Here is a 21,456-nt window from a genome sequence, read left to right as displayed (position 1 = left end):
CCGCGCGCCTAGAGCGCCCGGAGACCCTGGATGACCTCGCGGAGGATGCGCTCCTCGGGGAGCTGGGCGACCGTGGCCTGCGGCCGTGCCGTGATGAGGCCCTGGTCGCGCAGGTCGCCGAGGAGGATGCGCATGACGTTGAGCGACACTCCCATCTCCGACGCGATGTCGGCGACCGAGGCGGGAGCGAGGCACAACTGGAGGATCCGCAGGTGCTCCGGAGGCAGCCCCGCCGCCCGCGTGTGCGCGGACGGCACCGTCCTGATCATGGTCATCAGGTCGAGGTCCGGCCCGCTGGGCCTGGTCCGGCCCCGCGTGAGCGTGTAGGGGCGGAGGAGCGGGCCGAACTCCTGCTCGGTCATGACTCCTCCTGGGCGCGCTGCCACCCGGCCTGGAAGGAGCCGAAGACGTCACGAGGTTCCTCCCGCAGCTGCGGCGCCAGATTCTCCTGACGCACGCGCCGGGGGAGTGAGTCCCCGGCGGGGTCCGCGGACGTGTCGACGGCGGCGTCGGCGGCGGGTGGGGTGAGCGCGAGAACGGGCGGAGCCGGCGGCCTCGGCGGGATCAGCCGCTCGACGGAGTGCTCGTCGCCGGCGTTCTCCACCACGATCTCCTTGGGCAGGAGCACGACCGCGCTGGTCCCGCCGTACGGCGAGGACCGGAGGGACACTCGGACGCCGTGGCGCCGGGCGAGCAGCCCCACCACGAACAGGCCCAGCCGGTCGCTGTCGGCCAGGTCGAACTCGGGCGGGTCGGCCAGCCGCTCGTTGAGCTGGGCCAGTTCCTCGGGGCTGATGCCGAGACCGCGGTCCTCGATCTCCACAGCGAAACCGCGGGCCACCACTTCGCCGCGCACGATGACCTGGGTGTGCGGCGGCGAGAAGATCGTGGCGTTCTCCACCAGTTCCGCGAGGAGGTGGACCAGGTCGGTGACGCTCCCGCCGATGACCGCCGGGCCCTGCGGCACGACCACGCTCACCCGGAGGTAGTCCTCGACCTCCTCGACGGCCGCGCGGGCCACGTCGAAGAGGCTGACGGGGTTGCGCCAGCCGCGGCCGGGATGCGCGCCGGACAAGATGATCAGGCCCTCGGCATGGCGGCGCATGCGCGTGGTCAGGTGGTCGACCGCGAAGAGCTTCTCCATCGTGTCGGGGTCGGGGACCTGCTGTTCCAGCTCGTCGAGCAGGGCGAGCTGGCGCTGCAGGAGCGACTGGCTGCGACGGGCGAGGTTGAGGAACACGTTGCCGACGCCCTTGCGGAGCTCCGCCTGCCCGACCGCGGCCTCCACAGCGGTGTGCTGCACCGAGGTGAAGGCGTTGCCGACCTCGACGACCTCGGCCGTGTCCCCCCGGGTGACGATCGGCGGCGTCTCGGCGACGACGTCGACGTCCTCGCCCCGGCGCAGGCGCTGGACGATCGCGGGCAGCCGCCGGTCGGCGAGTTCGTGCGCGGCCCGCCGGAGTCCGACGAGCTCGGTGGTGAGCCCCCGGGCGAACCTGACCGAGATGAACAGGGTGGCGATCACCGCGATCAGGCCGAGGGCGCCGGCGATGCCGATGCGGTACAGCGCGCCCTTGGCGAGGGGGAGGGCGCGGTCGGCGATCGCCTTGCTGCCGTCGCCGCTGATCTGCGAGAAGGTGGCGACCAGTCCTTCGGTGGTGGTGTGCCAGACGTCCGCGTCGCGGGGCAGCCGCGTGTTGGGCTGCACGCCGACCATGATCTCGTTCTCCATGGACATGAACGAGGCGTAGGCGGGTGAGGCGTTCACCGCCGCGAACCCCTTGATCAGCTCGGCGTCGAGCTGGCTGGTGCCGAGCTGGTAGAGCAGGCGGCGCTGGCCGACCATCTTGGCGAAGGCGTCGCGCTCGTCGGGTGAGATCCTGCCGATCGCGAGCACGCCCGTGATCAGCGCGGACTCCTGGCTCATGACCTCGCGGCTGCGGCCGATCAGGATGATGGCCTTGGTCTGCTCGATGAGGTCCATGTCAGGGGAGATCATCAGGCGGTCGTACGCCTGGAAGCCGACCTCCGCGACGGCGCTGTAGTCCTCGATCGCCTCCAGGCGCGACAGGCCGTGGTCGTCGACGCGACCGCGCAGGGCGTCGAACTTGCGGACCTGGCCGATGAGCTCCTCGATGCGTTGCCACATGGCCGGCGGCGTCTCGTCCTGGGCGTTCTGCGAGACGCGGGCCAGTTCCTCGACCGAGGCGTCCGTGCGCTTGCGCTGGGCGTCGAGTTCGTCGCGGACGGAGGACTTCCTGCCGAGATAGGCGGCGGACAGGAGTCGTTCCTGCTGGATGTCACCCAGCAGCGTGCGCGTGGGCACCACGACATTGTCGTACACCGTCTGGATCTTGAGCAGTTCGAGTCCGCTCTGGACGGTGAGGGTGGCGGCGAATCCCCAGATCACCGCGAGGGCGGTCAGCGGAACCAGCAGGATCGCGAAAATCTTGAAACGAATGGAACGTTTCCGTCCAGCCATGAGCCCCACCCGTTCGGAAGACACATGTGTCAATAGTGGCGAAACACTAGCAATGGGTGAGGAGGGATACCAAGGATTTGTCCAGGCAAGTTCTGACATTTCACGATGGCGTGTCGGCCTTTGTGATCATGGTCGGGAAGTGTCGGGGCAAGGACGGTGTGACTGTCCCGTGTGTATGGTCCGGTGAAATCCGTTTAGCGGTTTTTATGGCGATACTCGCCGCCCCTTCCCGGCGCGTTTCCCCTATTTCCCGACGGAATTATGGACCGGTCCCCGGCCTTGCCAGAGCTTGTCTGGTTGTCAGACAATCTGTGCATGGCTCTGCGATCCGGTCCACTCGTCGTCATGGCCGCGGCGGCCCTGTGGGGGACGGCCGGCACGGCAGGCGTCGTGGCCGGCGCCGACCCCGTGCCGCTCGCCGCGGCGCGTCTGGTGCTCGGAGGAGCGGTGCTCGCCGCGGTGGCCGTCCTGGCGCGGCCGCGGGAGGCGAAGTCGCGGGTCGCCCTCGTCCGGTCGCGGAATGCCGCGCCCCAGGTGGCCGCGCGCGGGCTGGGATGGGGGCTCGTGCTGGCGGCCGGCGCCGTCGCGGGCTACCAACTGTGCTTCTTCGCCGCCGTCCAGCGCACCGGTGTGGCCATCGGCACGGTGGTGGCCATCGGCAGCGGACCGGTGTTCACCGGGCTCCTGTCCTGGCTCATCGGCCGCGAGCCTCCGAGCCGCCGCTGGGCCTTCGCCACCGCCGCGGCCGTGGCCGGCTGCGCCGTACTGGTCGGGGGAGGCGCCGCCGGCGGCGTGACGGGCGGGGCGGATCCGTGGGGGATCGCCCTCGCGCTGCTCGGAGGCCTGCTCTACGCCTTCTACGCGGTCGTCGCCGCCCGCGCGATCGGACGCGGCATCGAGTCGTCCGTCGTCATGGGCGTCATGTTCGGCGGGGCGGCCGTCATCATGCTGCCCGTCCTGCTCGTGACCGGCGCGGGCTGGCTGGCGCACCCGCGCGGCCTGCTCGCCACGCTGTATCTCGGCTGCGCGACGACGGCGCTGGCCTACCTGCTCTACGGAAGGGGCCTGCGGACGACGCCCGTGGCGACCGCGGCGACGCTGGCGCTCGCCGAGCCCGCGGTCGCGGCGCTGCTCGGCCTGGTCGTGCTGGGAGAGCACCTGTCCCCGCTCTCGTGGGGAGGCCTCGCGCTGCTCGGCCTGAGCCTCGCCGCCGTCGCCGTTCCCGGCAGAACCGTCGCCGGCCCGGTGGACAGGGCGCCCGCGCATCTAGGCTCGGTGCCGTGACCACGCTCAGGCCCGTCTCCACCGTCGAGGCGCTCGCCGCGGCACTGCGCGAGCGCGTGTTGTCCGGAGACATCGGGCCGGGGGAGGCGGTGACCGAGCAGGAGTCGTCCGCCCGGTACGGCGTCGCCCGGCCGACCGTGCGAGAGGCGCTCGCCGTCCTCGTCCACGAAGGGCTGCTGCGCCGCGAACGCAACCGCAGCGCGTACGTCCCCGAGGTCACGGCGGACGACCTCGCGGACCTGATGTACGTCCGGCAGCCTCTCGAGGAGTTGATGGCGGAGGCGCTCGCGGGCAGTCGCGTGCCCGACGCGGAGGCGGCCCTGGACCGGATGGGCGGCCTGCCCGCCGAAGCGCCGTGGGCCGCGGTCGTGGCCGAGCACATGGCCCTGCACGAGGCGCTGATCGCCGCCGTCGGCAGCCCGCGCCTCGACCGTCTCTACGGCTCCCTCGCGGCCGAGACGCGACTCGGCCTCGTGCGCCTGCGCGCCGTCTACGGAGACCGTCTCGAGTTGGTGGCCGAGCACCGGGAGTTGCTTCAGGCGATCGCCCGGGGTCCCGAGGACGAGGCCCGCCGGGCGGTCAAGGACCATCTGCGATGGCGCGAATCGTGACCTCTCTTGCACGGAGCGCCCCCAAGTCGTCACAATCGCGCCCATGCACGGCAACGCAGTGCCGGATTCCTATGTCTACGTCACCGAAGAGGGCGTCGCCCGTCACTACTCCGACGGCAGCGTCGAGGCCCTCGCATGGGAGGACGTCGCGGAGGTCCGGGTCGGCGGGCTGGCACCGGCCGAGGGGCACCCCGACGTGCTCATCGTCCTTCTCGACCGCGACGGGGAGGGCTGCGTCGTCCCCAGGTCGGCGACCGACGCCGGCTTCCTCGCCCGGCTGAGATACCTGCCCGACTTCGACCTCGAACGGCTGCGCACGGCACTGGAGACCGCCGGTGACGGCTACGTGGTCGTATGGCGCAGTCCCGATCCGCCTTCACCGTTACCCGATCTCGAATACGACTGAGCCCACCCGCGCCTCAGGCGCCGTGCCGTCCCCCGCCGGCGCGGAACCTCTCCACTCCCGCCAGGCCCTCGGCCCGCATGGCGTCCAGCGACACGAGACCGTGTCGGAACTCGGCGGCCATGGCCTCGTCCTCCGGCAACCCCTCCTGCTCCAGCACCGCGAGGCGGTCCTGACGCAGACACGCCTGGGGAAGCCCGGCGAGTCGCGCCGCCAGTTCCTCCGCGGCCTCGCGGGCGGTGCCGGCCGGGACCAGCCGGTTGACCAGCCCGATGTCCAGCGCCTCCCGCGCGGGTACGGCCCGGCCCGTGAGTATCAGGTCGAGCGCCCGCCCCGTGCCGATGAGACGCGGCAGCCGTACGGTGCCGCCGTCGATGAGCGGGACGCCCCATCTGCGGCAGAACACGCCGAACGTCGCGTCCTCGGCGGCGACGCGGAGGTCGCACCACAGAGCCAGTTCCAGACCTCCCGCGACGGCGTGACCCTCGACCGCGGCGATGACCGGTTTGGACAGGCGCATCCGGGTGGGGCCCATGGGCCCGTCGCCGTCCGGCTCGACCCGGTTGCCGCGTTCGGTGCCCACCGCGTGGAGGTCGGCGCCCGAGCAGAACGTGCCCCCGTCGCCCCACAACACGGCGACGGACGCGCTCTCGTCGTCCTCGAACGCGCGGAACGCGTCGGCGAGCGCAGTCGCGGTGGCCAGGTCGACCGCGTTGCGGACGTCGGGCCTGTTCAGGATCACAGTGGTCACCGGGCCACGCCGGTCGATGCGGATGGACATGTCTGGAATGTAGTTCGGTGGCGCCGTCCGGTGCCGGTCAACGGATGAAGGAGCCGTCGTTGACGACGCCTCCATTGGCGAAATAGTCGTCCAGCGTGTCGTTCCTGACGGCCTCGGTCATGCTCGCGACCCCGGTGTCGTCCAGCCGGACGATGCTCGCTCCACCGACCATCCCGGTGCCGGCGACGGGGATGGTGGTCGACACCAGGTCGGTGCCCCGGATATCGCGCAGTTCGAGCGCCAGATCACGCAGGGTGCCGATGGAGACGCCCGAGTCCACCGTTATGGACTTGGTCAGCGCCTGCAGGAACTCGTCGAGCTTGAACGGGTTCGTGAGCGTGCCCTTGCTGATCGCCTTCTGGGCCATCGCCTGGAGGAACGCCTGTTGGCGCTTGATCCGGTCGAAGTCGCCGTCCGGCAGACCGTAGCGTTGCCGGACGAACAGCAGCGCCTTCTCGCCTTCGAGGCGAACCGTCCCCTGCTTCCAGGTGACCTTGTTGGCGGTGTCGACGCTGTCGCGTGCGATGTACAGCTCGACGCCTCCCAGCGCCTTGCTCATCGCGATGAAGCCATTGAAGTCCAGGGCGGCGAAGTGGTCGATCCGTACCTTGGTGAGGTTCTCCACGGTCTTGATCAGCAGCCGTGGGCCTCCGTAGGCGTATGCCGCGTTGATCTTGTCTCTGCCGTGGCCGGGGATCGGGACGTGGGAGTCCCGCGGAATGGAGATCAGGAAGATCCGCCTCCTGTCCGCGGGCACGTGGACGATCATGAGGCTGTCCGACCGCTGGAAACCGGAGTCGCCGGGTCGCCGGTCGGCCCCGATGACCAGCCAGTTCTGGGCGGATCCGACCACCTTCGCCGGCCGCTCCCGTTCTTCGGGGAAGACCTGCTGCACCCGCTCGATGTTGTTGTCGTAGACGTGCTGGCGCTGCATGAGAAGAGCGAAGATCCCCACGATCGGCACGAGCACGATCAGCGAGACGATGATCACCACCCTGCGTCGCCGGGAGGGCGGTCGTACGGCGTCGGCGTCGAGGAGGTCTTCTATGGAGGTCATCGCAGGCCACCTGGGGGAAGAGGCGCGTATGGAGATCCGCCGGAACGTTAGTCCATTCCGACATCCGTCTCGGTCGCTGTCATTTCCGGGCAGGTGAACTTCTGTTGTATTTAACGGGAATGCGGCACCTTTGGACCGTTCCGTCAAGCGATAACGGTCGCTTCACCACGGCCGATTGTGGACAGTGATGCACGTTCCATCCCCTCCGGTCGCTCTTTAGTATCGATCTGGGCGCCTGGCCCTGGAACGCCTGAGTTCCCTGTGAACCGTTGGGATGCTTCATGCGTCAATCTCCTGCACAGTCCAGCGACTAAGGGCGTGGTGAGATGGAAGCTCGTGCGGGGCTGCCCGAATCTCCGGTGGTTCCCCTGGACGTCGTTGTGCGCTCTTCGCCCAGTATGTGGACCGCTTCCTACCGGAAGGTCCTGGTAGCGGGCGACCTGCTCTCCGCGGTCATCGCCTTCTCCGTGGTCGAGCTGACCCGGCTCAAGCTCGGCGCCTTCATCCCCCTTTACGATCTCTACTTCGGGCTGGCCCTGACGGCGGTCTGGCCGTTGGTCATGGCGATAGCCGGCGGATACCGCAAGCGGGCTCATGGTGAGGGGACGGCGGAGTTCCGCGCCGTCACAGAAGGCGGTGTCGGACTGATCGCCGCCGTCGCCATCGGCGCCTACGCGACCCAGACGATGATCGCCCGAAGCTATGTCATGGCGATGTTGCCGCTCGCCATCTTCTTCACGCTTCTGTTCCGGCAGAAGATGCGCAAGAGGTTGCACCGTGCCCGTAGCAAAGGTGAGTACATGCGCCGCGTCGTCGCCGTCGGGCATCGGGCGTCGGTCATCGATCTCGTGATGCAGTTCAGGCGGCAGCCGTACCACGGCATGCGGGTGGTGGCCGCGTGCCTGCCGTACGGAGCGGACGGAGAGCAGATGCTCGACGTCGACGGTGTGCCGGTGCTCGGGGACTTCAGCGAGGTGCCGGAGATCGTCGACAAGCTCGAGGCCGACGCCGTCGCGGTTCTCGCGTGCCCGGAACTCGACGGCATCGCCCTGCGCCGCCTCGCCTGGGGAATCGAGTCCAAGGGAGCCGACCTGTTCGTCGCGCCCGCCCTCATGGACGTCGCGGGCCCGCGGATCAGCGTCCGGCCTGTCGCGGGCATGCCCCTGCTGCACGTCGAGCACCCGGACATCGACGGGATCCGCCAGCTCGTGAAGAGCGCGTTCGACCGGATCGTGGCCGCGTTCGCGCTGGCGCTGCTGGCCGTGCCGATGTTGTCCATCGCATTCGTCATCCGAGCGAGCAGTCCGGGCAAGGCGCTCTTCCGCCAGACGCGGGTCGGTCGGCACGGGCGCGAGTTCCAGGTTCTCAAGTTCCGGACGATGGTCGCCGACGCGGAACGCCTCAAGGGCGTTCTTCTTGAAGAGAACGAGTCGGACGGCGTGCTCTTCAAAATGAGGAACGATCCACGGATCACCAAGGTGGGCGGTCTCCTGAGGCGCTACTCCCTCGACGAGCTGCCTCAGCTCCTCAACGTGTTGCGCGGGGAGATGTCGCTCGTCGGCCCGCGGCCGCCGCTCCCCGTCGAGGTCGCCCAGTACGGCACCGACGTCCGCCGCCGTCTGGTGGTCAAGCCCGGGATGACGGGGTTGTGGCAGGTGAGCGGCAGGTCCGACCTGTCTTGGGAAGAATCGGTCCGGCTCGACCTGCGTTATGTGGAGAATTGGTCCCTTATGTTGGATCTCCAGGTCTTATGGAAGACCTGGTCGGCGGTCACCCGTGGAGAAGGGGCTTACTGATTTGAAGGCGCTCGTCCTGGCCGGTGGATCAGGCACCCGGCTCAGGCCCATCACCCACACCCAGGCGAAGCAGTTGGTGCCGGTCGCCAACAAGCCGGTCCTGTTCTACGGCCTCGAGGCCATCGCCTCGGCCGGCATCAAGGACGTCGGCATCGTGGTGGGGGACACGCAGGCCGAGATCGAGGCCGCGGTCGGAGACGGCTCGGCGTTCGGCCTGGAAGTGACCTACCTCCGGCAGACGGCGCCGCTCGGGCTGGCGCACGCCGTTCTCATCGCCCGTGACTACCTGGCCGACGACGACTTCGTGATGTACCTCGGGGACAACTTCATCGTCGGGGGGATCGACGGCCTGGTGAAGCGCTTCCGCGCCGAGCGCCCGAGCGCCCAGATCATGCTGACCAAGGTCCCGGACCCGCGGCAGTTCGGAGTCGCCGAACTCGACGCCACCGGCAGGGTCGTCGGCCTCGAGGAGAAGCCGCGTGAGCCCAAGAGCGACCTTGCCCTGGTGGGCGTCTACCTGTTCACCCCCGCGGTCCACGAGGCCGTCGCCACGCTGAAGCCGTCCCGGCGGGGAGAACTGGAGATCACCGACGCCATCCAGTCGCTGATCGACGCGGGGCACGACGTGCAGCCGGCGCTGATCTCCGGCTACTGGAAGGACACCGGCAACGTCGCCGACATGCTGGAGGTCAACCGGCTCGTGCTGGAGTCGCTGGAGCCGCGCCTGGACGGAGAGGTCAAGGACTCCGAGCTCATCGGCCGCGTGGTCGTCGAGGCGGGCGCCTCCGTGCACGGCTCCCGGATCGTCGGCCCCGCCGTCATCGGCGCGGGAACCGTCATCACGGACTCCTACGTCGGGCCGTTCACGTCGGTGGCCAGGGACTGCCGCATCAGCCACAGCGAGATCGAGTACTCGATCCTGCTCGCCCGCTCCTCGGTCGACGGGGTTCACAGGATCGAGGCCTCGCTGATCGGCCATGACGTGGAGGTCACCCCGGCGCCCAGAACGCCCAAGGCGCACCGGCTGGTGCTGGGGGACCACAGCAAGGTGCAGATCAGCTCCTAGCCGCGACCCGGCCAGGGAGGCCGGCACGGACGTGGAAGGGCCCGCTCAGCGCAGCTGAGCGGGCCCTTCCACGTCTGTTCTGCGTCAGTCCGGCCCAGCGGCCGCCCTGCCCGGGGTGCGTTACGGCCCGCACCCCGGGATCACGCCGCCGTCAGCTGCGGCAGGGCAGCGGGCCCACGGTGGAGGTGACGCGGTAGTTGTCGTCGATGGTGACGAGGGTGTTCCCCGACCAGTTGATGGAGGAGCAGTCCGCCTCGACGGGTCCGTAGACCCACGACTTGTTGACGAGCTTGTTGCCGCGGACGACGACGGTGCCGCTGGCGTTCTTGACCTGAAGGGCGTACGTGCCGCCCATGATGAGGTTGTCGATGACGGACACATTGACGGCGCCGGGGTCGGTGATGAAGATCGGCGCCGTGATGTCCTTGGCGTCGCGCTGGTCGACGGTGTTGTGCTGGAAGACCAGCCCCTTGCCCGTCATGTAGGTCTGGATGCCGTCGGAGTGGTCGCCCGGCCGCGAGCACAGGTGGACGTAGGAGTCCCGGATGACGATGTCGTCACCGGAGGCCCGGAAGCCGTCACCGTGCCCGCGCACCAGCACCCGCGTGGCCGTGAAGTCGGACTCGCCGACACCCGGGGCGGTGAGACACCCGGTGGCGGGCCCGACCGTCGAGTCGCTGATCTTGAATGAGTAGTGCGTCGTGCCCCACTCGTTGATCACGGTGCCGTCGATCCGGCTGTTCTTGACTGTCACGTTGTTCGCCGTGATCAGCAGGTCGCCGGGGATGTGGACGCCGTCGAGGACGGTGCCGGCCGTCTTCACCCGGTAGGCGCCTCCGTCGTTCAGGCGCTTGGTCACCAGGTCGGTCCCGGGCGGGACGCCGGTGCAGTCCGGGGTCGGGTACCCGGGGCACGAGCCGCTTGGCTCGTAGGACGGCTCAGTGGACGGCTTGGACGTGCTCGGCGAGGGCTTCGGGCTCGGCTTCTCCCGCTTGGGGGTGGCGGACGGCGTCGCCGTCGGCGCCGAGGGCGTCGGAGTGCTCGTCGTCGGCAATGTGGGCTGGTCGTCCCACCACTGGTAGATCGGGTCGACGAAGTAGTTGTAGTTCCGCGGGTTCGATTTGTGCGGGAAGCGGCTCTTGCCGTACATGTAGACGCCGGTCCGGCCCTTCGCGGAGCTCAATGGACCGGATCGCAGGGCCGTGGCCGAGGGCCGTCCGGCGTAGGTTCCGTGGTCGCTGTGGTAGGAGACGGTGTAAACCTCGCCCCCCTTGATCGGCACGGTCTTCCCGAAACGGGCCTCCTGCCAGCCGGAGGCGGACTCGGCGGTGAACGCGATGCTCGCCAGTCGCCGGCCCGTCGCGTCCCATAGGCTTCCCGTGTGCGCGCCCTTCTCGCCCGAGGCCTTGAAGAAGCGGATGCCGGCCACCCAACCGTCCTGTGCGGCGGTGAATCGCGTGCCCAGCTCGACCGGGCTCCCGTCCGCATGTCGGGGAGGGGCGGGCTTGAAGGCGGTCGTCGGCGTCCAGAAGCTGACTTCCCTCATCTTCGGCGTGGCCTTCGGCGTCGGGGGTGCCACGGCAGAGACGGGCCGGTCGGGCGAGCCCTTGAGGGCGGAGATCACAGGAATGGCGGCGATGGCGAGGCCACAGGCCACCATGACCACCAGCCGCACTCTCGGAACTCGCCGGCGAGAGGGGACGTCCTCGCCCTCGACCCGGTGGCGTGGGGAATGCGTATTGGCCATGTCTCCGACCTCCGCGCGGTGGCGCTGGGTTCGTCGTATCGTCCTTACCGGTCCACTGCCGTGGGCTATTGTGACGCCTGAGGTCACAGTCGCACATCAATTTGTCGATTTTCGTCTCGATGCTACCGATCTTGCTCTTTTCCTTGACTGTTCCAGGCCGATGGAGTGGGCGAAAGAAGGCCTGCTCAGCGGCGTTTGCATTCGCAGTTCAACGTGGAGATCCCTGACGTGAGGATTCTGATCACAGGCGGTGCCGGATTCATCGGCTCGCAGTACGTCCGGACCGTGCTCACCGGTGGGTACCCGGCCTTCGCCGGAGCCCAGGTGACCGTCCTCGACCGGCTGACCTACGCGGGAAACCTCGCCAACCTCGCGCCGGTCGAGGGCCGTTACGACTTCGTTCACGGGGACATCTGCGACGGCCGTCTGCTGCGTGAGGTCGTCCCCGGCCATGACATCGTCATCAATTTCGCGGCGGAGTCGCACGTCGACCGTTCGATTGACGGCGCCTCAGAATTCGTCCGGACGAACGTTCTGGGAACGCAGACCCTCCTGGACGCCTGCCTCGCCGCGGGAGTGGGCAAGTTCGTGCAGGTGTCGACGGACGAGGTCTACGGCTCCATCGACGCCGGCTCCTGGGATGAGAACGCACCTCTGGCCCCCCGTTCGCCGTACTCGGCGGCGAAGGCGGGAGGCGACCTGATCGCCAGGGCCTATGCCGTCACCCACGGCCTGCCCGTCTCGATCACGCGTTGCGGCAACAACTACGGCCCGTACCAGTTCCCCGAGAAGGTCGTCCCGCTGTTCGTGACCAACCTGATCGAGGGCCGCCGCGTCCCGCTCTACGGTGACGGCGGGAACATCAGGGACTGGATTCACGTGGCCGACCACTGCCGCGGCATCCAGCGCGTCGCCGAGGTCGGCGAGCCCGGCGAGGTCTACCACATCGCGGGCACGGCTGAGCTGTCCAACCTCGACCTGACCGGCCGGTTGCTGGCCGCGCTCGACGCCGGCTGGGACATGGTGGAGCGCGTGCCCGACCGCAAGGGACACGACCGTCGTTACTCCCTGGACGACGCCAAGCTGCGCGCCCTCGGATACGCGCCCGAGGTGACCTTCGAGGAGGGCCTGGCGGCCACCGTCCGGTGGTACGTGGACAACCCGCAGTGGTGGAAGCCGCTGCTCACGTCGGGCTCGGCGGTCTGAGCGGTGCGATGGATGGTCACCGGCGCCCGGGGCATGCTGGGCGCCGACCTGCTGGAGACGCTCGCCGGCGATGAGGTCACCGGGTTCGGCCGGGAACTCGACGTGCGAGACGACGCGGCCGTGGCCGATGCCGTCCGGGAGCTGAAGCCGGACGTCGTGGTCAACTGCGCGGCCTGGACCGCCGTCGACGACGCGGAGACGCACGAGGAGGAGGCGATGGCCGTCAACGGCCACGCCGTCCGAGGCCTCGCCCGCGCCTGCGCCGACGGCGGCGCACGGCTGATCCAGGTCTCCACCGACTATGTCTTCGACGGCACACGGCGTGAGCCGTACGGAGAGAACGATCCCGTCAGCCCGGTGAACGCCTATGGGCGGACGAAGCTGGCCGGCGAGGTCGCCGCTCTCGAGCACGGTCACGTCGTCGTACGCACGGCGTGGCTGTACGGCGCCCACGGCCCCAACTTCGTGAAGACCATGATGCGGCTCGCCGCTGAGCGGGAGACGGTGTCGGTGGTGACCGACCAGGAGGGGCAGCCCACCTCGACCCGGGATCTGGCGGCCCAGCTCGTCGCGCTCGGACGCTCCCCGATTCCCGGCGGGGTCTACCACGGCACCTGCTCAGGACGGACGAGCTGGCACGGCTTCGCCCGCGAGATCTTCACGCTCCTGGGCGCAGATCCCGAGCGGGTGCTCCCGACGACGGCCGACGCGTACGCGCGCCCCGCCCCCCGGCCGGCCTACAGCGTGCTCGCGCACGGCCGCTGGAGCGAAGCGGGGCTCGCCCCCATGCGGGACTGGAAGGAGGCGCTGCGGGACGCCTGGCCCTATTTGAGCTTCTCGTAGAAGGCCACGCAGGTCTCGTAGTCGGGCAGGAGCCCGGAATCCAGCGCCTCCTTCAGCGAGGGCGCCTGCGCGTCCTTGTCGGACAGGATCGGCTCGATGTCGGCGGGCCACTCGATTCCGAGGCCGGTGTCGAGCGGGTTCACCCCGTGCTCCCGTCCGGGGGCGTACGGCTCCGAGCACAGGTAGACGACCGTGGCCTGCTCGCTCAAGGTCAGGAAGGCGTGGCCCAGCCCTTCGGCTATGTAGAGCGCCCGCCGCGACTCGTCGTCGAGGGTGACGGCCTCCCATGCGCCGAACGTCGGTGAGCCGACCCGCACGTCCACGACCACGTCGAGGATGCTCCCGGAGACGCATGTCACGTATTTGGCCTGGCCGGGGGGCACGTCCGCGAAGTGCACACCCCTCAGCACGCCCTTCGCGGAGACCGAGCAGTTGACCTGTGCGAGGTTGAGCCGGTGTCCCACGGCCTCCTCTACCTCGGCGGCCTTGAAAGATTCAAGGAACGCGCCACGATGATCGGTGTGTATACGGGGCGTGTGGCACCATGCGCCATCTATGCTCAGGCGATCCATGGGCGAAGCATGACACAGTGAGATATTTCTGACCTGGTGATGGAAGCCATTTCGTTTCATGACAACCGATGGTCGCTCCCGCACGTCTTTCGACGGCAAGTGAGTGGCGAGGGAGCGTATTGATGACAACGTGCCGGTTGTGCGGCTCGGCGAGCCTGGCGAGCATCGTCGACCTGGGGGCGACGCCTCCGTGTGAGCGGTTCCTGACGGCCGAACAGCTCGACGAGCCTGAGGCCACCTATCCGCTGCACCTGCGGGTGTGCACGGAGTGCTGGCTGGCCCAGATTCCGCCGCTGATCACGCCAGAGGACACGTTCACCGAGTACGCCTACTTCTCCTCCTACTCCAACTCGTGGGTGGAGCACGCGCGGACGTTCGTGACGGGCGCGGTCGAACGGCTGGGCCTGTCGGAGGAGTCGTTCGTCGTGGAGGTGGCCAGCAACGACGGCTACCTGCTGCAGCACGTGGTGGCACAGGGCATCCGGTGCCTCGGGGTGGAGCCGTCGGCGAACGTCGGAGAGGCCGCGAGGGGGAAGGGGGTGCCCACGCTCACGGCCTTCCTCGGCCCGGAGACGGGCGCCGCCGTACGCGAGGAGCACGGTCCCGCGGACCTCGTCGTGGCGAACAACGTGTACGCACACATCCCCGACGTCATCGGGTTCACCCAAGGGCTGCGCGCGCTCGTCGCCGACGACGGATGGGTCTCCATCGAGGTGCAGCACCTGCTCACCCTGGTGGAGCTCAACCAGTACGACACCATCTACCACGAGCACTTCCAGTACTACACGGTCGCCTCCGCCCAGCGGGCGCTCGCGAGCGGGGGCCTGTCGCTCGTGGACGTCGAACTGGTGCCGACGCACGGAGGCTCGATCCGCCTGTGGGCGCGGCCCGCGGAGGCGGCCGGAGAACCAAGCTCGCGAGTGTCCGACGTACTGGCCAGGGAGAAGGCCGCCGGGCTGCATGAGCTGTCCGGGTACGCCGAGTTCGCCGCGCGGGTGGCCAAGGTGCGGCGCGACCTACTGGCCTTCCTGATCGAGGCGGCCGAGCAGGGCAAGACGGTCGTCGGCTACGGCGCACCGGGCAAGGGCAACACGCTGCTGAACCACTGCGGCGTCCGGGCCGACCTGCTGACCTACACGGTGGACCGCAATCCCTACAAGCACGGCAGGTTCACACCGGGCACCAGGATTCCGATCCTGGCCCCTGAGCGGATCGCGGAAGACCGTCCGGACTACGTCCTGGTCCTCCCGTGGAACCTCCGCGAGGAGATTTCCCAGCAACTCTCGTATGTGCACGACTGGGGAGGCCGGCTGGTCTTCCCCATCCCCAGGTTGGAGATCTCGTGAAGGTCGTCCTCTTCTGCGGCGGGTACGGAACGCGGATGCGCAGCGGCACGCCCGGCGACGTGCCGAAGCCGATGCAACTCGTTGGTCCGCGACCGCTCATCTGGCATGTGATGCGCTACTACGCGCACTTCGGGCACACGGAGTTCATTCTCTGCCTGGGATACGGCGCGCACCACATCAAGGACTTCTTCCTCAACTACCAGGAGACGACGTCCAACGACTTCGTCCTGCGCGGCGGCCAGGTCGAGTTGTTGTCGACGGACATCTCCGACTGGTCGATCTCGTTCGTGCAGACGGGCATCGACTCACCGATCGGTGAGCGGCTGCGCCGTGTGCGTGAGCATCTCGACGGCGAGGAGATGTTCCTGGCCAACTACGCCGACGTGCTCACGGACGCGCCGCTTCCCGAGATCATCGACAGGTTCGCAGCTTCGGACGCCGGGGCGTCCATGATGGTCGTCCCTCCGGCGGAGACCTTCCACTGCATCGAGGTCGAGGACGGCTGGTCGGTCACCGACGTCACGCCGGTCAGCAAGATGCCCCTGTGGGTCAACGGTGGCTATTTCGTCCTCCGTCAGGACGTCTTCGACCACATCCCGGAGAATGGTGACCTGGTAGGGGACGGCTGCGTCGGGCTGGCCAAGCAGGGGCGCATGCTCGCCTATCCCTACCGTGGATATTGGCGGCCTACCGATACGGTCAAGGAGCGGGTGGCACTGGACGAGGCCTATTCGCGCGGTGAACACCCGTGGGCGCTGTGGGAGCGGGACGCATGATCGGTCTGCGTTCCTCGAGACTGGAGCGGGTGGCGGCGCTCGCCGCTCACTGCGACGATCTCCCCATCGGCGCCGGCGGGACCCTGCTGACCATCTGCTCCGCGCGGCCCGGGATCCGGGTTGACGCGCTGGTGCTCTCCGGCGGAGGCACCGAGCGCGAGGACGAGGAGCGTGCCGCCCTGGCCGCCTTCTGCCCCGGCGCGGACCTGCGGGTCACGGTGCTCAAGATGCCCGACGGCCGGTTGCCCGCGCACTGGGACGAGGCCAAGGCCGCGGTCGAGGAACTGCGTGCGGAGACCGACCCCGACCTGGTGATCGGGCCCTGGACCGGGGACGCGCACCAGGATCACCGTGGGCTCGCCAAGCTCATCCCCACGGCGTTCCGCGACCATCTGGCGCTCGGCTACGAGATCGCCAAGTGGGACGGCGACCTCGGGCGGCCCTCGGTGTACCAGCCGCTGGAGCCCGAGGTCGCAGAGAAGAAGGTGGCGCTGCTCCACGAGCATTACGCGTCGCAACGACACCGTCCCTGGTACGACCGTGAGGCGTTCCTTGGGCTTGCCCGCATCCGCGGGATCGAATGCCACGCGCGCTACGCCGAGGCGTTCTACGTGAACAAGCTGACTCTCGATCTGGCAGGAGGTTGACCCGGATGCGCGTGCTGTTGACCGGACACCAGGGCTACCTGGGCAGTGTGATGGCCCCGGTGCTCGCTGAGGCGGGCCACGAAGTGGTCGGCCTGGATTCCGGACTGTTCGCCGACTGCGTTCTGGGTCCCGTGCCCGACGACCCAGCCGGCCACGCGGTCGACCTGCGCGACGTGACCCCGGAGACCCTGGCCGGGGTGGACGCCGTCGTGCATCTCGCCGCGCTGTCCAACGACCCGCTGGGATCGCTGGCGCCCGAGCTCACCTACGACATCAACCACCACGCGTCGGTACGGCTGGCACGGCTGGCCCGCGACGCGGGCGTCCGCCGCTTCCTCTACGCGTCCACCTGCTCGGTCTACGGCGCCTCCGGCGGCGACGAGCTGGTCGACGAGGACGCCCCGCTGCGGCCGGTCACACCGTACGCCGAGTCGAAGGTGCGGGTGGAGGACGAGGTCGGTGAACTCGCGGACGACGACTTCACCCCGGTCTACCTGCGCAACGCCACCGCGTTCGGGTTCTCGCCGCGGCTCCGCGCGGACATCGTGCTGAACAACCTCATCGGGCACGCCGTCCTCACGGGTCAGGTGCGCGTGTTGTCGGACGGCACTCCGTGGCGGCCGCTCGTGCACGCCAGGGACATCGCGGACGCGTTCGCGCAGGCGCTGGTCGCACCGCGTGAGGCCGTGCACAACAAGGCGTTCAATGTCGGCACCGAGCAGAACAACGTCACGGTGGCGGAGATCGCCTCCGAGGTCGTCGAGGCGGTGCCGGGTTCCGAACTCGTCATCACCGGCGAGGCCGGCGCGGACCCCCGCTCCTACCGGGTGGACTTCGCCCGCGTGCGGGCGGCGCTGCCCGGCTTCCAGGCGCGCTGGACGGTCAAGGCGGGTGCGGTCGAACTGGTCGACGCCTACCGACGCTTCGGCCTCGAGAAGGAGCACTTCGACCGCCGGTTCACCCGGCTCGCCCGGCTGTCGGACCGTCAGGAGGCGGGCACGATCGGCGAGGACCTGCGGCCCGCGGACGCGCGGTGACCACCGTCGGCGACGAGATGCACGCGCTGGTGGAGCGGCTGTATCCACTGTGCCGCAGCATCACCGGCGACGGCGTCCGGCGAACCCTGGAGATCGTGGGGGAGACCATCCCCCTCCAGGTTCACGAGGTGCCGACGGGGACGGAGGTCCTCGACTGGACCGTGCCCAAGGAGTGGAACATCCGCGACGCTTACGTCAAGGACCCCTCCGGCGCGAAGGTGATCGACTTCGCCGAGTCCAACCTGCACGTGGTGGGGTACAGCGTCCCGGTGTCGGCCACGATGAGCCTCGACGAGCTCCGCGGCCATCTCCACACGCTGCCCGCCCAGCCCGACCTGGTCCCCTACCGGACCAGCTACTACCGGGAGACCTGGGGCTTCTGCCTGCGTGAGAACACGCTGGCCGCGCTGCCCGGCGGGCAGTACGAGGTGCTCATCGACTCCACGCTCGCCGACGGGCACCTGACCTACGGCGAGCACGTCGTCGAGGGCGAGGTCGCCGACGAGGTGCTGATCTCGTGCCATGTGTGTCATCCGTCGCTGGCCAACGACAACCTCGCCGGCATCGCGGTCGCCACCCGGCTCGCCGCGCGGCTGGCCGAGAACCGGCCGCACTTCACCTACCGTTTCCTGTTCATGCCGGGCACGATCGGTGCGATCACCTGGCTGGCGCTCAACCGCCACCGCGTCGACCGTGTCCGGGCGGGGCTCGTGCTCGCCTGCGCCGGCGACAGCGGCGCCCTCACCTACAAGCGCAGCAGGCGGGGCGACGCCGAGATCGACCGGGCCGTGGAACAGGTCCTGCGCACCTCCGGCAGGGAGCACACGGTCATCGACTTCTCCCCGTACGGCTACGACGAGCGGCAGTTCTGCTCCCCGGGCTTCAACCTGGGCGTGGGATCGCTGACGCGGACGCCGTACGCGGGCTATCCCGAATACCACACCTCGGGGGACAATCCAGATTTCGTCTCACCCGAGGCGATGACGGACACCCTTGAGACCTGCTGGGAGGTGCTCCGGGTGCTCGAGGCCAACCGCCGGTACACCAACCTCAGTCCCTACGGTGAACCGCAACTGGGCAGGCGTGGGTTGTACGGCTCACTGGGCGGCCGCAGCGACACGCAGCAGGCCCAGATGGCGATGTTGTGGGTCCTCAACCTCTCCGACGGGGACCACGATCTGCTGGACGTGGCGGAACGTTCCGGCCTTCCGTTCCCCCTGGTGGCGGAGGCGGCTGCGGCCCTTCACGATGCCGGATTGCTCAAGGAGTAAGGGAATGACCCAATTAGAGACCGCCGCTCCCCAGGGAGCGGCGCTCAACCTCCGCGTCGGCGAGATGGTGGAGGTCCTCGGCGAGGCCGAGATCCTGGCCACGCTGGACGAGAAGGGCGAGTACGAGAACCTGCCCTTCATGCCGGAGATGCTGCGCTACTGCGGGCAGCGCCTCACGGTCCACAAGGTCGCGCACAAGTTGTGCGACACGATCACGCGCGGCGGCATGCGGCGCATGCACAACGCGGTGCACCTCACGGGGGCCCGCTGCGACGGATCCGCCCACGGCGGATGCCAGACGGCCTGCTCCATGTTCTGGAAGGAAGCCTGGCTGAAGCGGGTCGACCCGACCGAGCCGACCGGGCCGACCGGGCCGACCGAGCCCAAGGACACCTCCGCGGTTCGTGCGCTGCTGCCCATCGTCGAGATCAACTCCAGGAAGGAACCCGACCCCGACGGCGAGGAGCGCTACTCCTGCCAGGCGACGGAGCTGCTGCGTGCGGCGCCCGGGCGGCTGCCGCTGAAGGACATGCGGCAGTACGTCATGGACGTCAGATCGGGCAACGCGGGCGCCGTGTCGGTGGCACGCGCGTTCCTCGTGGGCGCGTTCAACCGATACCAGACGCTCAGCAAGAAGAAGCTCCCCCCAGCCCTGTGGATCAGGGGCGGGCTGCGGTGGGGCTGGCTCAAGGGGCAGGCGGGCGACAAGACGCCCTTCGCCGAGCTCGGGCTCCAGCCCGGCGACGTCGTACGGATCAAGTCCAAGGAGGAGATCCTCAAGACGTTGAACGACGACCTCCTCAACCGCGGCATGGGCTTCGAAGAGGAGATGTCCCGCTACTGCGGCCGCACCGCGACCGTGCGCTCCCGGGTGGAACGCTGCATCGACGAGCGGACCGGAAGGATGTTGCGGATGAAGACTCCCTGCATCATCCTCGACGATATTGTTTGCGCGGGTGTCTACAACATGAGCTGTCCGCGCGAGTTCATCCCGTTTTGGCGGGAGATATGGCTCGAGCGAGTCGAGGAGATACAGCCGGTATGAGCCAGGAGTCGGACGAAGCCGAAAGCCCCGTAGGTTCCCTCGGTCGCCAGGCCGGCCGGGGGCTCAAGTGGAGTGTCGTCGGGCAGATGGTGACCAAGGTCGCCTCCTTCGCGATGGGGCTCATCCTGGCCCGGCTGCTGGCTCCGTCCGACTTCGGCATCTACGCGGTCGCCCTCGCCGCGACGCAGTTCGTGATGACCGTGAAGGACATCGGCATCATGGCCGCGACCGTGCAGTGGCGGGGCAAGCTCGAGGACATGGCCCCGACCGCGTCGCTCATGGCGCTGATCTCGGCCGTCCTGCTCTATGGCGTCTTCTGGCTGGGGGCTCCCGCGTTCGCCGAACTGGCGGGCAACGCGGACGCCGCACCGGTGGTCCAGTTGCTCACCGCGGTGATCCTCGTCGAGGCCGTCACCGCGGTGCGCACCGCCGCGTTGATGCGCCGGTTCCAGCAGGACCGGCTCACCATGTCGCTCCTGGCGGGCTTCGTGGTGAACGCCGCGGTCGCCATCACCCTCGCCGCATCGGGGGCGGGGCCGTACAGCTTCGCCTGGGGTCAGGTGGCGGGAGCCGTGGTCACCGGCGTGTTCGTGCTGTTCGCGGCCAAGATGCCCTTCCGGTTGGGCCTGGACAGGGCGATCGCGGTGAAGCTCCTGAAGTTCGGGATCCCGTCGGCCGCCGGCACCGGCCTGGAGGCGGTGCTGCTGAACGTGGGCTACATCATCGTCGGCGACAGGCTCGGCACCGTTCTGCTGGGTTTCTACCTGCTGGCGTTCAACGTGTCCAGCTGGGTGCCCGGCCTGGTCGGCACCGCTGTGCGCTTCGTCTCCATTCCCGGTTTCTCGCGGCTCGCGGAACGCGGTGACGAGTCGCTGTCGAACGGGGTGCGGCGAGCGGTCCCCATGCTCTTCACCGTCGTGCTGCCGATCGCGGTTCTGATGGCGACCCTGGCGCACCCGCTTGTGTCGTTCCTCTATGGCGAGAGGTGGGACGCCTCCGGCGCCGTGCTGCGCTATCTGGCGGTCGTCATGCTGGTGCGGATGCTCACCGCGCTCGCCTTCGACATCCTGACCTCGCAAGGCGCGACCAGGGCCACCGTGTGGATGAACCTCGGGCACGGCGTCGCGCTGATACCCGCGATCATCATCGGCACGGACCTGGACGGCATCCGCGGCGCGGCGATCGGCCAGATGGCGGCCGCCGTGCTGGTCGGGCTACCGCTGGCGATCTACTTCCTCCAGCGGGAAAAAGTCGACCTGCGTCCGGTTCTCCCCCACCTCGTACGGCCGGCGGTCGCGGGCCTCGTCTCCGGCGCCGTGGCCCTTCTCGTCAGGCCGCTCGCAGGCGACGTCGCCTTCTTCGAGCTCGTCCTCGCAGGCGGCGCCGGCTTGATCGCGTACATCCTCATCGTCGTGCCGTGGGCTCAGCTCAGAGAGTTCACCGGCAGGGCCGTGCATTTCATTCCGGCCCGCTCCCGCTGAAAGGA

20 protein-coding genes are annotated in these 21,456 nt (G+C 68.9%); 14 read left to right on the top strand and 6 right to left on the bottom strand.

All coding sequences use genetic code 11. The features are described 5' to 3' along the window. Positions 1–8: 8 nt before the first annotated feature. Both Pph01_RS14350 and Pph01_RS14345 read right to left on the bottom strand, forming a co-directional pair. Positions 9–362, bottom strand: a complete 354-nt coding sequence (locus tag Pph01_RS14350) for a DUF742 domain-containing protein (RefSeq protein WP_204073578.1) — start codon at positions 360–362, stop codon at positions 9–11. Then, positions 359–2,482, bottom strand: coding sequence for a sensor histidine kinase (locus Pph01_RS14345; protein WP_204073577.1), 2,124 nt, complete (start codon positions 2,480–2,482; stop codon positions 359–361). The genes Pph01_RS14350 and Pph01_RS14345 overlap by 4 nt, the downstream gene beginning before the upstream one ends. 315 nt (positions 2,483–2,797) lie before the next feature. Here Pph01_RS14345 and Pph01_RS14340 point away from each other — a divergent pair, with 315 nt between their 5' ends. Genes Pph01_RS14340 through Pph01_RS14330 form a run of 3 tightly spaced genes read left to right on the top strand, consistent with a single transcriptional unit; the run spans position 2,798 to position 4,783 of the window. Further along, a complete protein-coding gene (locus Pph01_RS14340; RefSeq protein WP_204073576.1) occupies positions 2,798–3,766 on the top strand; it encodes a DMT family transporter in 969 nt (322 codons plus the stop codon). After that, positions 3,763–4,377 carry a GntR family transcriptional regulator gene (locus Pph01_RS14335; protein ID WP_204073575.1) on the top strand — a complete coding sequence of 205 codons (615 nt, stop codon included), beginning with the start codon at positions 3,763–3,765 and terminating at the stop codon, positions 4,375–4,377. Before Pph01_RS14340 ends, Pph01_RS14335 begins: the two co-directional genes overlap by 4 nt. A 43-nt stretch (positions 4,378–4,420) precedes the next feature. Further along, positions 4,421–4,783 carry a hypothetical protein gene (locus Pph01_RS14330; protein WP_204073574.1) on the top strand — a complete coding sequence of 121 codons (363 nt, stop codon included), beginning with the start codon at positions 4,421–4,423 and terminating at the stop codon, positions 4,781–4,783. A 13-nt stretch (positions 4,784–4,796) separates the two neighbouring features. On the opposite strand, the gene Pph01_RS14325 is transcribed toward Pph01_RS14330, so the two are convergent. Both Pph01_RS14325 and Pph01_RS14320 read right to left on the bottom strand, forming a co-directional pair. Further along, positions 4,797–5,561 (bottom strand): crotonase/enoyl-CoA hydratase family protein, encoded by a 765-nt coding sequence (locus Pph01_RS14325; protein WP_204073573.1) that lies wholly within the window; start codon positions 5,559–5,561, stop codon positions 4,797–4,799. 37 nt (positions 5,562–5,598) lie between these two features. After that, positions 5,599–6,618 carry an LCP family protein gene (locus Pph01_RS14320; protein WP_204073572.1) on the bottom strand — a complete coding sequence of 340 codons (1,020 nt, stop codon included), beginning with the start codon at positions 6,616–6,618 and terminating at the stop codon, positions 5,599–5,601. 398 nt (positions 6,619–7,016) lie between these two features. Between Pph01_RS14320 and Pph01_RS14315 the strand changes: the two genes are divergently transcribed. Together Pph01_RS14315 and Pph01_RS14310 are read left to right on the top strand one after the other, a co-directional pair. Then, positions 7,017–8,414 (top strand): sugar transferase, encoded by a 1,398-nt coding sequence (locus Pph01_RS14315; RefSeq protein ID WP_239116690.1) that lies wholly within the window; start codon positions 7,017–7,019, stop codon positions 8,412–8,414. A gap of 1 nt (position 8,415) precedes the next feature. After that, complete coding sequence (locus Pph01_RS14310; protein ID WP_204073570.1) at positions 8,416–9,480, top strand: glucose-1-phosphate thymidylyltransferase; 1,065 nt, start codon at positions 8,416–8,418, stop codon at positions 9,478–9,480. 151 nt (positions 9,481–9,631) lie between these two features. On the opposite strand, the gene Pph01_RS14305 is transcribed toward Pph01_RS14310, so the two are convergent. Further along, positions 9,632–11,227 carry a DUF4082 domain-containing protein gene (locus tag Pph01_RS14305; RefSeq protein WP_204073569.1) on the bottom strand — a complete coding sequence of 532 codons (1,596 nt, stop codon included), beginning with the start codon at positions 11,225–11,227 and terminating at the stop codon, positions 9,632–9,634. Positions 11,228–11,455: 228 nt separating this feature from the next. Here Pph01_RS14305 and rfbB point away from each other — a divergent pair, with 228 nt between their 5' ends. Both rfbB and rfbD read left to right on the top strand, forming a co-directional pair. Further along, a complete protein-coding gene (gene rfbB / locus Pph01_RS14300; protein WP_204073568.1) occupies positions 11,456–12,433 on the top strand; it encodes a dTDP-glucose 4,6-dehydratase in 978 nt (325 codons plus the stop codon). Between the two features lie 12 nt (positions 12,434–12,445). Then, entirely contained in the window at positions 12,446–13,276 is an 831-nt protein-coding gene (gene rfbD, locus Pph01_RS14295) for a dTDP-4-dehydrorhamnose reductase (RefSeq protein WP_204073567.1), read from the top strand. On the opposite strand, the gene rfbC is transcribed toward rfbD, so the two are convergent. Then, positions 13,258–13,848: a dTDP-4-dehydrorhamnose 3,5-epimerase gene (rfbC, locus tag Pph01_RS14290; RefSeq protein ID WP_204073566.1), complete on the bottom strand. Its 591-nt coding sequence runs from the start codon at positions 13,846–13,848 to the stop codon at positions 13,258–13,260. The two genes, rfbD and rfbC, sit on opposite strands and share 19 nt — an antisense overlap. A gap of 122 nt (positions 13,849–13,970) precedes the next feature. Between rfbC and Pph01_RS14285 the strand changes: the two genes are divergently transcribed. Genes Pph01_RS14285 through Pph01_RS14255 form a run of 7 tightly spaced genes read left to right on the top strand, consistent with a single transcriptional unit; the run spans position 13,971 to position 21,451 of the window. Beyond that, complete coding sequence (locus Pph01_RS14285; protein ID WP_204073565.1) at positions 13,971–15,194, top strand: class I SAM-dependent methyltransferase; 1,224 nt, start codon at positions 13,971–13,973, stop codon at positions 15,192–15,194. Then, complete coding sequence (locus tag Pph01_RS14280; RefSeq protein ID WP_204073564.1) at positions 15,191–15,970, top strand: sugar phosphate nucleotidyltransferase; 780 nt, start codon at positions 15,191–15,193, stop codon at positions 15,968–15,970. The genes Pph01_RS14285 and Pph01_RS14280 overlap by 4 nt, the downstream gene beginning before the upstream one ends. Further along, on the top strand, positions 15,967–16,617 hold the full coding sequence (locus tag Pph01_RS14275; RefSeq protein ID WP_204073563.1) for a PIG-L deacetylase family protein: 651 nt from the start codon (positions 15,967–15,969) through the stop codon (positions 16,615–16,617). Before Pph01_RS14280 ends, Pph01_RS14275 begins: the two co-directional genes overlap by 4 nt. Positions 16,618–16,622: 5 nt before the next feature. Then, the gene (locus Pph01_RS14270; protein ID WP_204073562.1) at positions 16,623–17,654 is read left to right on the top strand and encodes an NAD-dependent epimerase/dehydratase family protein; all 1,032 of its coding nucleotides are present in this window, start codon (positions 16,623–16,625) and stop codon (positions 17,652–17,654) included. Further along, on the top strand, positions 17,651–18,925 hold the full coding sequence (locus tag Pph01_RS14265) for a DUF4910 domain-containing protein (protein ID WP_239116689.1): 1,275 nt from the start codon (positions 17,651–17,653) through the stop codon (positions 18,923–18,925). Before Pph01_RS14270 ends, Pph01_RS14265 begins: the two co-directional genes overlap by 4 nt. A 4-nt stretch (positions 18,926–18,929) precedes the next feature. Then, on the top strand, positions 18,930–19,970 hold the full coding sequence (locus Pph01_RS14260) for a hypothetical protein (protein WP_204073561.1): 1,041 nt from the start codon (positions 18,930–18,932) through the stop codon (positions 19,968–19,970). Then, complete coding sequence (locus tag Pph01_RS14255; RefSeq protein ID WP_204073560.1) at positions 19,967–21,451, top strand: oligosaccharide flippase family protein; 1,485 nt, start codon at positions 19,967–19,969, stop codon at positions 21,449–21,451. Before Pph01_RS14260 ends, Pph01_RS14255 begins: the two co-directional genes overlap by 4 nt. Positions 21,452–21,456: the final 5 nt, after the last annotated feature.

It is taken from the genome of Planotetraspora phitsanulokensis (assembly GCF_016863295.1).
Lineage (GTDB): Bacteria > Actinomycetota > Actinomycetes > Streptosporangiales > Streptosporangiaceae > Planotetraspora > Planotetraspora phitsanulokensis.
The sequence above is the reverse complement of the archived record's forward strand: the minus strand, read 5'-3'. Positions and strand labels throughout refer to the sequence as shown.

What these genes read in the sequence shown, in the direction of transcription:
- Pph01_RS14305 (WP_204073569.1), bottom strand. Translation starts at nt 11,227, where the DNA reads ATGGCCAATACGCATTCCCCACGCCACCGGGTCGAGGGCGAGGACGTC.
- Pph01_RS14340 (WP_204073576.1), top strand. Translation starts at nt 2,798, where the DNA reads ATGGCTCTGCGATCCGGTCCACTCGTCGTCATGGCCGCGGCGGCCCTG.
- Pph01_RS14325 (WP_204073573.1), bottom strand. Translation starts at nt 5,561, where the DNA reads ATGTCCATCCGCATCGACCGGCGTGGCCCGGTGACCACTGTGATCCTG.
- Pph01_RS14330 (WP_204073574.1), top strand. Translation starts at nt 4,421, where the DNA reads ATGCACGGCAACGCAGTGCCGGATTCCTATGTCTACGTCACCGAAGAG.
- Pph01_RS14270 (WP_204073562.1), top strand. Translation starts at nt 16,623, where the DNA reads ATGCGCGTGCTGTTGACCGGACACCAGGGCTACCTGGGCAGTGTGATG.
- Pph01_RS14275 (WP_204073563.1), top strand. Translation starts at nt 15,967, where the DNA reads ATGATCGGTCTGCGTTCCTCGAGACTGGAGCGGGTGGCGGCGCTCGCC.
- Pph01_RS14350 (WP_204073578.1), bottom strand. Translation starts at nt 362, where the DNA reads ATGACCGAGCAGGAGTTCGGCCCGCTCCTCCGCCCCTACACGCTCACG.
- Pph01_RS14320 (WP_204073572.1), bottom strand. Translation starts at nt 6,618, where the DNA reads ATGACCTCCATAGAAGACCTCCTCGACGCCGACGCCGTACGACCGCCC.
- rfbD (WP_204073567.1), top strand. Translation starts at nt 12,446, where the DNA reads ATGGTCACCGGCGCCCGGGGCATGCTGGGCGCCGACCTGCTGGAGACG.
- Pph01_RS14315 (WP_239116690.1), top strand. Translation starts at nt 7,017, where the DNA reads ATGTGGACCGCTTCCTACCGGAAGGTCCTGGTAGCGGGCGACCTGCTC.
- Pph01_RS14345 (WP_204073577.1), bottom strand. Translation starts at nt 2,482, where the DNA reads ATGGCTGGACGGAAACGTTCCATTCGTTTCAAGATTTTCGCGATCCTG.
- Pph01_RS14255 (WP_204073560.1), top strand. Translation starts at nt 19,967, where the DNA reads ATGAGCCAGGAGTCGGACGAAGCCGAAAGCCCCGTAGGTTCCCTCGGT.
- rfbC (WP_204073566.1), bottom strand. Translation starts at nt 13,848, where the DNA reads ATGGATCGCCTGAGCATAGATGGCGCATGGTGCCACACGCCCCGTATA.
- Pph01_RS14260 (WP_204073561.1), top strand. Translation starts at nt 18,930, where the DNA reads ATGACCCAATTAGAGACCGCCGCTCCCCAGGGAGCGGCGCTCAACCTC.
- Pph01_RS14285 (WP_204073565.1), top strand. Translation starts at nt 13,971, where the DNA reads ATGACAACGTGCCGGTTGTGCGGCTCGGCGAGCCTGGCGAGCATCGTC.